General features: G+C 64.1%; 10 protein-coding genes and 1 pseudogene. 4 read left to right on the top strand and 7 right to left on the bottom strand.

The window, feature by feature from the left end; all coding sequences use genetic code 11:
* Positions 1-126 precede the first annotated feature (126 nt).
* The 4 genes and pseudogenes from arsB to KH616_RS13455 form a co-directional block, all read right to left on the bottom strand.
* The gene (arsB, locus tag KH616_RS13470; protein WP_292245212.1) at positions 127-1,200 is read right to left on the bottom strand and encodes an ACR3 family arsenite efflux transporter; all 1,074 of its coding nucleotides are present in this window, start codon (positions 1,198-1,200) and stop codon (positions 127-129) included.
* Between the two features lie 66 nt (positions 1,201-1,266).
* Positions 1,267-1,761, bottom strand: coding sequence for an arsenate reductase ArsC (locus tag KH616_RS13465; protein WP_292245210.1), 495 nt, complete (start codon positions 1,759-1,761; stop codon positions 1,267-1,269).
* 73 nt (positions 1,762-1,834) lie between these two features.
* A pseudogene (locus KH616_RS13460) lies at positions 1,835-2,090 on the bottom strand (glyoxalase/bleomycin resistance/dioxygenase family protein); the annotation flags it as partial.
* Positions 2,090-2,425: a metalloregulator ArsR/SmtB family transcription factor gene (locus tag KH616_RS13455; protein ID WP_292245216.1), complete on the bottom strand. Its 336-nt coding sequence runs from the start codon at positions 2,423-2,425 to the stop codon at positions 2,090-2,092. The gene KH616_RS13455 and the pseudogene KH616_RS13460, both read right to left, overlap by 1 nt.
* A gap of 245 nt (positions 2,426-2,670) precedes the next feature.
* On the opposite strand from KH616_RS13455, the gene KH616_RS13450 reads away from it, so the two are divergent.
* The gene (locus KH616_RS13450) at positions 2,671-4,371 is read left to right on the top strand and encodes a site-specific integrase (RefSeq protein WP_292245208.1); all 1,701 of its coding nucleotides are present in this window, start codon (positions 2,671-2,673) and stop codon (positions 4,369-4,371) included.
* 107 nt (positions 4,372-4,478) lie between these two features.
* On the top strand, positions 4,479-5,249 hold the full coding sequence (locus KH616_RS13445; protein ID WP_292245206.1) for a Fic family protein: 771 nt from the start codon (positions 4,479-4,481) through the stop codon (positions 5,247-5,249).
* Positions 5,250-5,314: 65 nt separating this feature from the next.
* Here the strand turns inward: KH616_RS13445 and senB are convergent, their stop codons facing one another.
* Positions 5,315-6,310, bottom strand: coding sequence for a selenoneine biosynthesis selenosugar synthase SenB (gene senB / locus KH616_RS13440; protein WP_292245204.1), 996 nt, complete (start codon positions 6,308-6,310; stop codon positions 5,315-5,317).
* On the opposite strand from senB, the gene senA reads away from it, so the two are divergent.
* Positions 6,309-7,511 carry a selenoneine synthase SenA gene (gene senA / locus KH616_RS13435; RefSeq protein ID WP_292245214.1) on the top strand — a complete coding sequence of 401 codons (1,203 nt, stop codon included), beginning with the start codon at positions 6,309-6,311 and terminating at the stop codon, positions 7,509-7,511. The two genes, senB and senA, sit on opposite strands and share 2 nt — an antisense overlap.
* Before the next feature lie 12 nt (positions 7,512-7,523).
* On the opposite strand, the gene KH616_RS13430 is transcribed toward senA, so the two are convergent.
* Complete coding sequence (locus KH616_RS13430; RefSeq protein WP_292245202.1) at positions 7,524-8,036, bottom strand: TIGR00645 family protein; 513 nt, start codon at positions 8,034-8,036, stop codon at positions 7,524-7,526.
* A gap of 727 nt (positions 8,037-8,763) precedes the next feature.
* On the opposite strand from KH616_RS13430, the gene KH616_RS13425 reads away from it, so the two are divergent.
* Positions 8,764-11,058, top strand: coding sequence for an FdhF/YdeP family oxidoreductase (locus KH616_RS13425; RefSeq protein WP_292245200.1), 2,295 nt, complete (start codon positions 8,764-8,766; stop codon positions 11,056-11,058).
* Between the two features lie 221 nt (positions 11,059-11,279).
* On the opposite strand, the gene KH616_RS13420 is transcribed toward KH616_RS13425, so the two are convergent.
* Positions 11,280-12,090: aldehyde dehydrogenase family protein (locus tag KH616_RS13420; RefSeq protein ID WP_292245198.1), on the bottom strand; the 811-nt coding region annotated here is incomplete at its 5' end.

The raw sequence follows: 12,090 nt of genomic DNA, 5'->3' as shown, positions 1-12,090 counted from the left end.
GCTTTCCTTTCGCTCGCTGTACCGGTCGACCAGATACGGGCCGATGCCTCGGATCAACGCCAGCGTGTTGCGCGACGTGCCGCAGTCGCGGTTGCGACAAATCGTGATGGCAGTCATCTGTCCATATCAACCGCGGCACTCGTACCAGCCCTTGGACTGGTTCACGACGCGTACCACCAGCAGCATGACCGGCACTTCGATCAACACGCCTACGACGGTAGCCAGCGCCGCGCCGGAATGAAAGCCGAACAGGCTGATCGCGGCCGCAACGGCCAGCTCGAAGAAGTTGGAAGCGCCGATCAGTGCCGACGGACATGCGATGCTGTGCTTCTCTCCGACAGCCCGATTGAGCCAGTAGGCGAGTGCCGAATTGAAGAACACCTGAATCAGGATCGGCACCGCCAGCAGCGCGATCACCAACGGCTGCTTCAGGATCGCTTCACCCTGGAACGCGAACAGCAGCACCAGCGTGGCCAGCAGCGCGGTGATCGACCACGGGCCGATCTTCGTCATTGCAGCGTCAAACGCTGCCTGCCCCCGCGCGAGCAACATCTTGCGCCAGATCTGCGCGAGGATCACCGGAATCACGATGTAAAGCACGACCGACGTGAGCAACGTCGCCCAGGGCACCGTCATCGCTGACATGCCGAGCAGCAGGCCGACGAGCGGCGCGAACGCGATCACCATGATGGTGTCGTTCAGCGCGACCTGCGACAGCGTGAACAGCGGATCGCCGCCCGTCAGCCGGCTCCACACGAACACCATCGCCGTGCACGGCGCGGCGGCCAGCAGGATCAGGCCGGCGATATAGCTGTCGAGCTGGTCCGCCGGCAGCATCGACGCAAACAGATGGCGGATGAACAGCCAACCGAGGAATGCCATCGAGAACGGCTTGACGAGCCAGTTCACGATGAGCGTAATACCGATCCCTTTGATGTGCTGACGCACTTCATGCAATGCACCGAAGTCGACCTTGACCAGCATCGGGATGATCATCACCCAGATCAGCAGCCCGACCGGCAGGTTCACCTGCGCGTACTCCATCCGGGCGATCTGCTGGAACAGACCGGGCAGTAGCTGGCCGAGTGCGATACCGGCGACGATGCACAGGGCGACCCAGACAGTCAGGTAGCGCTCGAAGAAATTGATGGCGGGCTTTGCGACGGCCGTTCCCGGCGGAGCAACGTTGGACGTATTCATCGGACAGGGTTCAGTCTTGGAAGTCGTTGGCGGTCCGCTTGTTTTAGCGGACCGCCATGCGAATGGTCAGTTTTGCGAGATCTCGGTCAGCGCCGTCTGAAGTTCGGCATTGCTCATGCGATCGAGCGGCAGCGCCAGCAACTGCAGCATGCGATAGCCGATTGCTTGGCGCGTGAGCTCGAAGGCGAGACGCTTGCCTTCGTCTCCGCCTGGCGCATTCGACGGATCGGCGTAGCCCCAATGTACTTTGACGGGGCTGCCGGGCCAGTACGGGCACGTCTCCGATGCCGCGCTGCCGCACACCGTGATGACGACGCGCATTTCAGGCGCGTCATCGCCGACGAACTCGTCCCAGCTCTTGCTGTGGTAACCGTCGACGTCGACACCGGCGTTCGTCAGCGCTTCCAGCGCAAACGGATTGAGTCGACCGCTCGGCGCACTGCCGGCGCTGTATGCACGCAGGTCCTTGCCGAGCTTCGCGGCCCAATGATTGAGCATGCCTTCCGACAGCACGCTACGCGCCGAGTTGTGAGTGCAGAGGATCAGTACGTTCGTGGTCATGTCAGGACATCCGGATTGACTGTTGGCCGATCTCGCACACCGATTTCTGCCGCGCGACGTGATCGAGTTTGGCGATCGGCAGCGCAGCACTGTTCAGTGCTCGTATGCATCTCCACCAATTCGGCTTCGTTTTCAGTCTGGACACCGAGGTGATCGAGACCGGGCACCGCGCCGCGCTGCGAGATCGCGAAGTGGACGCGGGGACCGTCAAGCATCCATTTCGCGTCGTCGCTCTTGACGACGGCTGGCTCGGCAGCGAACAGCGCCGAATAGAAACGAATGCTGTCGGCGAGATTCGGCACGCGGATGTGCGCATGGCAGAAGCGCATCAAGACGGTTGCGCCCCGGACGTCGAGCAAACTGCCGCCGGCGAGCAGGGATTGCCGCCGCAGCAGTTCTCCGTGAGATACGCCAGCAGGCCGTTCATCGTGGCGAAATTCGCGCAGTAGATGACGAAGCGGCCTTCCTGGCGGCCAGTGGCGAGTTGCGCATGCGCGAGTTCCTTCAGATGAAAGGAGAGCGATGACGGCGGTACATCGAGCAGCGTGGCAATCTGCCCCGCCGGCATGCCGCCGGGACCCGCCTGCACGAGAGCGCGAAAGACGGCGAGCCGGGACTCGTGGGCGAGTGCCGCGAGCGCGGCAATGGCTTGGTTCGTTTCCATTGTTCGATAATAATCGAAATGTTGAATTTTTGAAAACGTTGGGACGTGACGGTGAGCGGATTCACCCTTTCCGGCAATCTCGAAACCTTGCGTCAGACTCAGGGAAATGATGCAACCGTCGGCGATCGACACAACTTTAGATTCGTGAGCGGCAGATAACGGCAGCGTGTTTCCGGATCAATTTCTTATCATAAAGATAATCCTTCTTATCACTACAACACGATTCATGTGTCAAACTAGCGTTCATGCAAACGAGCCAGACCATGAATTCCACCGCCCCGAATCCGACCGGCTTTCCCGATGCCGACGAACTGGCCATGCTGCGCGCGTGGTACGCCGGCATGCCCGTTCGCAAAACCGTCGAACGCTATCTGCCGGATCGTGTCGGGGCAGGGCAGTCCGCCCGGGGCGTGCTCGGCGGGGTTCGCCGCCGGCTGGTCAGGATCGCGCGACAGGTCGGCCGGCCGGATCTGCTCGACGTCTTCACCCATCCCGACGGCGAGCGTCTGCAGAAAGCCAAGGCCGTCGCGGACGCAATCGAGCAACTGCGGCATGCACGCGCGCCGGTTCCCCAGATCAGCGACGATATCGGTCTTTGGCTGCCCACCCGCGCGGTTTCCGTGCTGCGCGCCCACGGCATCGCGACGCTCGCCGATCTCACCGTGCGGATTCCCCGGCGGCGCCAGTGGTGGAAAGCGATTCCCGGCCTCGGCCCGGCCAGCGCCCGGCGTATCGAGGCCTTCTTCGCCGGACATCCGGCCCTGACGGAGCGGGCGAGGGCGCTCGTTGCGCTGACGCCGCGCACCGGCATCTTGCCGTGGGAACAGTTGCGGCTGCCGCACGAAGTCGACGGCTCGGCAGGCACCTTCCGTGCGCCGCGCGCGACCTGCACGCTCGACGCGGACAACGATTACCGGGCGGTGCAGGCATGGCTGTCACTGCACGAGTCGGCCGCGACGCAGCGCGCATACCGGAAGGAGGCCGAACGCCTGATCCTGTGGGCGATTGTCGAACGGGGCCGGGCGCTGTCGTCGCTGACGACCGAGGACGCCGTCGCCTACCGCGCGTTCCTGCGCCGCCCGACGCCGCGCGAACGCTGGGTCGGGCCGGTCCGTCCGCGCGGCGCGGACGATTGGCGGCCGTTTTCCGGCGGGTTGTCGGCGCGTTCGGCGGCTTACTCGCTGTCCGTGCTGGGCGCACTGTTCCGCTGGCTGATCGAGCAGCGGTATCTGCTCGCGAACCCGTTCGCCGGCGTCAAGGTGCGCGACACGCAACGTTCAGCCGCGCTCGATACATCCCACGTCTTCACCGAAGGCGAATGGCTGCTGGTTCGCACCCTCGCCGATGGACTCGAATGGTCTTACGGCTGGGCGCCACCGGCGGCGCAGCGGCTGCGCTTTATTCTGGATTTCGGGTATGCGACCGGTCTGCGGGCCAGCGAACTGGTCGGCGCCACGCTTGGCGATATCGAGACCGACGCGCACGGGGATCATTGGATCAAGGTCGTCGGGAAAGGGCGGAAGGCGGCCCGGGTCGCGTTGCCGCCGCTCGCCCGAAGCGCGCTCGACCGACATCTGGCCGAGCGCCGGTTGCCGGTCACGGCCAGTCGCTGGCACCCGGATACGCCATTGATCGCGAGCTTCGCCGACGACGGGGCGACGCGCATTACCAGCGTGCGGCTCTGGAAGGTGATGCAACGCTTTTTCGCGTCGGCCGCCGCCGTGCTGGAAACGGACAATCCGGCCATTGCGGAGAAGCTGCGGCAGGCCAGCCCGCACTGGATGCGGCATACCCACGCCACCCACGCACTCGCGCGCGGCGCCGAGCTGACCACGGTGCGCGACAATCTCCGCCACGCGTCGATCTCTACGACGTCGATCTACCTGCACGGCGACGACGTGAAGCGCGCCCGGCAGATCGCGGGGGCGTTCGCCGACAAGCCGTGATTCGAATGCGGGAAAGCCGATGCCCGGATGCAGCCCGGCACGCCGGCCGGGCCATTCGGGCGCATGATACGGGAAGCGCCTGATGCATAGTCGCGTGGCCGGATGCCATGATCCCGTCCCTGCTCGAAGCAATCGATGCCGACAAAGCGAAGCTGGATGCGGCGCGTCCGCTCCAGCCGCCAGCCTTGGCTTTGCTGCGGGAAACGTTCATGCGGGACGGCATTCCTCGTCCACGCGCAATCGACAACGACGAACTGCCGCTGCGTGAAACCACGGTCGTGCTTGAAGGCATGCCCCTGAGCGGAAGGTCTCTGCGCGAGCACTGCGACGCCACGCACCATCGCGAAGCGATTCCCTACCTCGACGAGATTGTCACGAACAACGAGGCGCTGTCGGTGTGGCAGATCCGGAACATCCACAACCTCGTGCTGAAAGTCCGTGCGGGCCAGGAGGCCTGCCGTTATCGCAACGAGAACGTGGCGATTGCGGGCGCCAGTACGACGCCGCCCGATTTCCTGGATCTGCCGGCGGAACTGGCAGCGCTCGTCGCGTGGTATGCGCAGGTCTCCGCGTTGCATCCGGTCGCGCGCGCGGCTGAACTTCATACGCGATTCGTCAGGATCCACCCATACGTCGATGGAAATGGCAGGGCAGCCCGGCTCCTCCTGAACGTCGAACTGATGAAGTCGGGCTATCCACCCGCGGTTATCCGGGAGGCGGATCGTCATGCGTACTGCGGCGCGCTCGACAAGGCTTGCCTGAGCGGCGACTACACGGACATGACACAGCTCGTCGCCGAATCGATCCGGCGTTCGCTCGGCATTTATCTCGATGTGCTCGGATTGCGCGTGAATCCCGAGCCTGACGGCACGCCATGATTGCGCCGGCGCGCGATTCCAGCGCACGCCAGGACACCGCGTGCACGGATCCTTGCCGTGCTCCGTTACGCCATCTTCAGCGCTTCCGCCACAAGGCGGATCACTTCCGCGTGTTCCCGCGCCGGATCGAACAGCGGCGCCCGCAACGCGCATTGCTGCCGCAAGTGCGCCAGAAAACCGTCATCGCGGCTCGCTCGCTCCAGCATCAACGCCAACTGCGCGGCATCGCCGGGCGGAAAATAGCCGTCGTAGTCCCGGCCCAGCATGCCGACGTTGCCCGGAATCCGGCTGGCCAGCACCGGCACACCGCTGGTGACAGCCTCGATGATCACGTTGGCGCCGCCTTCCATCACGCTGGAAATGATCATGGCCTGCGCCTGCGCGATCCGCCGCCGCGTCTCGGTATGCGGCAGGTTCTCCAGCCAGACGTAACGCTGCCCCCGCGGCCAGGCCTGTGCCTGCAGCGATTGCGCCGCGCGCAGATACTCCTCGTCCCCCGCAGCGCCGATATGGGTCAGGCGCACGCGCGAATCGTCGGGAAGCAGGAAGAGGGCGCGCATGGGCGTCAACGGGTCTTTCTCTGCGCGCATATGCCCGACGAGCACGGCATCGAACACGTCCTGCGGCGCCGCTGCCGAGCGGCATGACGGCGCCGACTGATAGATCACACGACACTTGCCGCGATGCCTGGCTGCCAGTTCGGCCGGCCCTTCGTCCTGCAGCACCACCAGATGAGTCGCGAGTTCGAGGGAACGCTGGGCGGCAGCATCGTGACGGATATCGCGGTACAGATCGGTTCCGGTCAGCACCAGCACCAGCGGGCGTTCCGGGCACGCGTGCGCGAACCGGGCGATGGATTCGGCGGAACGCCGGGCGTGAAGGGCGATCAGACACGCAGGATGGGCGCCACGCCGGCTGTCCGCCGTCCATTCGTCAGCCAGCTCGACATCGTAATCCGCGCGCAAATAGCGGGACCAGCGGTGGGCAGTCTGCCAGTTGCCGTTATTGGCTTTGCGCAGCGCCGGGCTGATAATCGCGACGGTGACCTTGGGAGGACGCATGACAATCGTGTCTGAGGGAGTGGCAGCGAGAAGCATAAATAAGTTTGCCTTGCGCGCGGCATTTTCCGATGCGCATCGCCGCACGTGGGCCATCCTCGAGGATTTTTCGCCGTCCCGGTGGCAGGTTCGCTACGATCCCGGAATCAATCCACCCTTGTGGGAATACGCGCATGTCGCGTGGTTCACCGAACATTGGGTGCTGCGGGAGCCGCGTCCCGATCGGGATGGCCGCCTGACCGCGACGCGGCCTTCGATACTGGCCGGCGCCGACGGCCTGTTCGACTCCATGCGCGTGGCACACCGGACGCGCTGGCATCTCGAGATGCCCCCGCCTGATGCCGTGCGTGGCTACGTCGCCGCGGTGCTGGAGCGCGTGCTCGCGGCACTCGATGCAACGGACGACACCGACCCGGCGCTCTATTTCTTCCGGCTCGCCCTGTTCCACGAGGACATGCATGCCGAGGCGCTGACCTACATGCGCCAGACCCTCGATTATCCGCTTCACGTCCCGGCCGCCATGCCGGCCATCCCGGCCGTCCACGCCGGGTCGGTAACGGGCGGGGACAAGGCCTTCGCGATGGGATCGCCGCAGCAAGACGGATTCGTCTTTGACAACGAGAAATGGGCGCATCCGGTGTCGGTTTCCACATTCCGGATCGATCCGGTGTGTGTGAGCCATGCCGCTTTCGCCGAATTCGTGGCGGACGGCGGTTATCGCAATCCGCGATGGTGGACCGATGACGGCCTCGCATGGCTACGGAAAAGCGGGCTCCGCCATCCGGCACGCTGGCGGCCGGCGGAAGACCGACCGGAGCAGTGGGTATTGCGCTGGTTCGGCGAATGGGTGCCGCTGCCGCTCGATTGGCCGGTTTGCCACGTCAATGCCTACGAGGCGGAGGCGTATTGCCGCTGGGCGGGCAAGCGTTTGCCCACGGAAGCGGAGTGGGAGTACGCGGCAACGCATGACCTGATTCACTGGGGCGGCGCGGTATGGGAATGGACTGCCGATCCTTTCCTGCCCTATGCGGGATTCTCGCCCGATCCTTACCAGGAATACTCCGCGCCCTGGTTCCGCACACACCGTTCGGTGCGGGGCGGCTCGTTTGCGACGCATGGCCGCATGCAGCATCCCCGTTATCGGAATTTCTACATGCCACACCGCGACGATATCTTCGTCGGATTCCGCTGCTGCGAGGTTTAGTTCCGTGCCGAATCAGCGCCTTTCGACTCGGGCCGCCACCCAGTCCATCAGCGCGAACAGCAGCCCCGACACGACGAACGTCAGGTGCACGATGACAAGCCAGTGAACGCGCGTGGGATCCATCGGGATATCGGTCTCGGTCAGCCGCATGAACGCGCGCAGCAGCGAAATGGCGGAAATCGCGACGATCGAGCCGATCAGCTTCATCTTCAAACCGGAGAAATCGAGCGAGCCCATCCAGCCGGGCCGATCCTCGCTCCCGCCCGTATCGATTTTCGACACGAAGTTCTCATAGCCAGAAAAGATGATGATGATGACGAGATTGCCGGCAAGCGACAGGTCAATCAGCGTCAGCACGGACAGGATGATCTGCTCCGGGCTCGACGACAACAGGTTCGGCACGATGTGAACGAGATCGTTGACGAGCGCGACGAGCAACATGACGAGCGCCAGGACAAGGGCGATATAGAAAGGCGCCAGCAGCCAGCGTGAATTGAAGAGCAGCCGTTCCAACAGTTTTTCCATGGTTTTTCCTTGGAGCGTATAGCGCGTTCGATAGGTAGATTTTTGCGCCCGCACGGGCAGCGACGCGCAGCATCGGCTGACTTGCTCGCCGCGAAGCCCGACGTTCTGCTGCCGCGCATCACGGCGCCGCGATGCGACATTGTAGTCGGAGCTTTGGCTGCTTACGCCAGATTAGCGTCGCGGACACGGACGCTATGCGTGACATGATTTTGTATTTGGCGGAAATACGGCATTTCTATTTGGCTCGGCTACGGCATTACTACTTGGCTCTTACAAAATTTGATGTTGATAATTCACCTTATGTCAAATAGCAGAAAGCGCTTAAACACACCGGCATTCCCCACACGGGCTACCGAGCTTCCCATCAAAACGCGCCAAATTCCGATTCCGCCTGTGCTGACCGCCTGCACGATCACGCAACCCGCCGGCACGAACTGTACCTTGGCGCGCGAACACCGTTCGACTATGTTAGCCCGACGACACCGGCAGCGCCTCGCCTGTGCGCCGCATCATGCCGGTTTCGGTCATGTTGACAAGTCAAGACCACCCATAACAAGCACTCCGCCCTATCCAGCGGAACCGGAGGAGACCGAGAGACGGGGCATGCATGACGCTCCGTCATTCATTAGCTGGCGTTTCGGACCACAAGACCCGATCCGGTCTTGTGCCGTCTTATGACGGCTCCCCAACAGGCGCTCCCCGGTCCGGGGGCGTCAGGAGTTTTCTCATGGCTACCAATCGACGAGAAGTGCCGGGCGTGCGCCCGTACGATCATGCTGCCGGGGGCTGGGGCGCGCTGCGCGCCACCTCGATGGCGATCCGCGAGCAGATGCTGAGCGTTCCGGCAGAAGCCATCAAGGCACCGATCACGCTGCTGCGCACCAACCAGCCCGACGGCTTCGACTGCCCCGGCTGCGCCTGGCCCGACAAGGAGCATCGTTCCACATTCCAGTTCTGCGAGAACGGCGCGAAGGCCGTCACCTGGGAAGCTACGACAAAGCGCGTCACGCCGGAATTCTTTGCGGAGAATACGGTGACGTCGCTGCTCGGCTGGACCGACTACGAACTCGAGAACCAGGGGCGCCTGACGCACCCGCTCGTCTACGATCGCGACACGGACACGTTCCGCCCGGTCGAATGGGACGACGCGTTCAGGCGGATCGGCGAGATCCTGCGCGGGCTGTCGCCGGAGCAGGTCGAGTTCTATACGTCCGGCCGCGCATCGAACGAAGCCGCGTATCTGTATCAGCTGTTCGCCCGCGAGTTCGGGACGAACAACTTTCCGGACTGCTCGAACATGTGCCACGAGCCGACCAGCATCGGCCTGCCGCAGTCGATCGGGATGGGCAAGGGATCGGTATCGCTCGACGACTTCGAAAAATGCGATCTGATCATTTCGATCGGCCACAACCCCGGCACCAACCATCCGCGGATGATGGGCATGCTGTGGGAAGCGTCGCGCCGCGGCTTACCCATCATCGTGCTCAATCCGCTGCGGGAGCGCGCGCTCGAACGCTTCCAGGATCCGCAGAACGCGCTCCAGATGGCAACGAACACGTCGACCCGCATCGCATCGACGTACTTTCAGGTGCGCGCGGGCGGCGATGCAGCCGCGCTGAAGGGCATCATGAAGGCGCTGCTGACGATGGATCGCGAACAAGGCGGCACCGTGCTCGACCACGATTTCATCGCGAACGAGACCAACGGTTTCGATGCGCTCGCAGCCGATCTCGAGGCGACCGAATGGACAGACATCGAGCAGGAAAGCGGCCTGGCCCGCACCGAACTCGAGCAGGCCGCCGCGGCCTACGCGAAATCGAACGCGACGATCGTCACGTACGGCATGGGCATCACGCAGCACAACAAGGGCACCGCGAACGTCCGCCTGATCGTCGACCTGCTGCTGATGCGCGGCAACATCGGCAAGCCGGGCGCCGGCGTCTGCCCGCTGCGCGGCCATTCGAACGTGCAAGGCAATCGCACGGTCGGCATTACCGAGAAGCCGGCGGCCGAATTCCTGCAGAAGATCGAGGAAGTTTTCGGCTTCACGCCGCCCGAGCATCATGGCCACGACGCGGTCAACGCGATGCAGGCGATGATCGACGGCAAGTCGAAGGCGCTCCTGTGCCTCGGCGGCAACTTCGTGGTCGCGCTGCCGGATTCGGAAGTGAGCTTCCCGGCGGCGAAGCATCTCGACCTGAGCGTGCATATCGGCACAAAGCTCAATCGCTCGCACCTGCTGACAGCGAAGGAAACGTATCTGTTCCCATGCCTGGGCCGCACCGAACTCGACGTGCAGGCGAACGGCCCGCAGTCGGTCACGGTCGAGGATTCGATGTCGATGGTCCACGCGTCCGCGGGCAAGCTGACGCCGGCCTCGGAATTCCTGCGCTCCGAGCCGGCGATCATCGCCGGCATCGCGGCCGCCACGCTGCCGAACAGCAAGGTGCCGTACCTCGAGCTGATCGCCGATTACGACAGGATCCGCGATCTGATCGAACGGACGATTCCGGGCTTCGACAACTACAACGAGCGCATCCGCGTGCCGGGCGGCTTCCGCATGCCGCTGCCCGCGGTCGATCGCGTGTGGCACACGCCGACCGGCAAGGCGATGTTCTCGGTGTTCAAGGGCGTGAAGGAAGACGCGGATGTCGCCAGCAAGGACGCGCTGCGTCTCGTGACGTTGCGCAGCCACGATCAGTACAACACGACGATCTACGCGCTGGACGACCGCTATCGCGGCGTGTTCGGCCGTCGCGACGTGCTGTTCATGAACGAGGCGGATCTCGAGGCGAACGGGCTCGAGCACGGCGATCTCGTCGACATCGAGACAATCGTGGACGGCAGAACGATGCGCCTCGAGAAGATCACCGCGATCGCGCATGAAATCGCGCGGGGTTCGGTCGGCGCCTACTATCCGGAAGCGAACGTGCTGGTTCCGCTGCACTACATCGACAAGGAAAGCGGCACGCCGTCGTACAAGTCGGTTCCGGTCCGCGTCGTGCGTTCGGCAATCGTCTGATCGCGCGCGGGCGAGGCCGCCGCACTGACCACGCGGCGGCCTCGCACATTCGCGCCGTCAAACGAAAACGGGCGCGTCGACGACGCACCCGCCTCCATTCCCCCCCTCGCCTGCCTGGATCACGTCATCGAGGATGGGCGTCATCCGTGCCCCGGACAATCCCGAGCGCCGGCATCCGCGCGATCACCCGACGTCGCGCGTGTCCCGTGCAGGCGTCGGCATTACACCGCCGTGACCGTGACCGACTTCGTGACGAGATACGGCTCAAGCGCCTCGGGGCCGCCTTCCGAGCCATAACCCGAATCCTTCACGCCGCCGAACGGCATTTCCGGCCACGGCGTCGCCGGCTGGTTGATCCACAGCATCCCGACTTCGAGACGCTGCGTCAGCGTGTGCACATTCGCAAACGAACGCGTAAAGGCGTAACCCGCGAGACCGTAAGGCAGCCGGTTCGCTTCCGCAATCGCATCCTCCAGCGAATCGAAGCCGCGAATCGCCGCGACCGGCCCGAACGGTTCGCTGTTGAACACATCCGCATCGAGCGGCACATTCGACAGCACCGTCGGCGCGAAGAAGTTGCCCTCTGAGCCGATCCGCTCGCCGCCCGTTTCCACGTTCGCGCCCGACGCACGCGCATTCTCGACGACGGATTGCATCGCCGCCAGTCGACGCGTGTTCGCCAATGCGCCCAGCGTCGTCCCTTCGTCGAGACCATTGCCGACTGTCAGCCCCTCCGCATGCACGACCAGCGCGCGCGTGAATTCGTCGAGGATGCTGTTGTGGACGAGAAAACGCGTCGGCGAAATGCAGACCTGACCGGCATTGCGGAACTTGGCGCCGCCCGCTGCCCTCACCGCGAGCGCGACGTCGGCATCCTCGGCGACGATCACCGGCGCATGACCGCCCAGCTCCATCGTCGCGCGCTTCATATGCAGGCCCGCCAGTGCCGCCAGTTGCTTGCCGACCGGCGTCGAGCCGGTGAACGTCACCTTGCGGATGACCGGATGCGCGATCAGATACGCGAACGCGGGA

It is taken from the genome of Burkholderia sp. (genome assembly GCF_018375725.1).
Taxonomy (GTDB): domain Bacteria; phylum Pseudomonadota; class Gammaproteobacteria; order Burkholderiales; family Burkholderiaceae; genus Burkholderia.
Note: the sequence above shows the minus strand (reverse complement) of the source record. Positions and strands in the feature narration are given on the sequence as shown.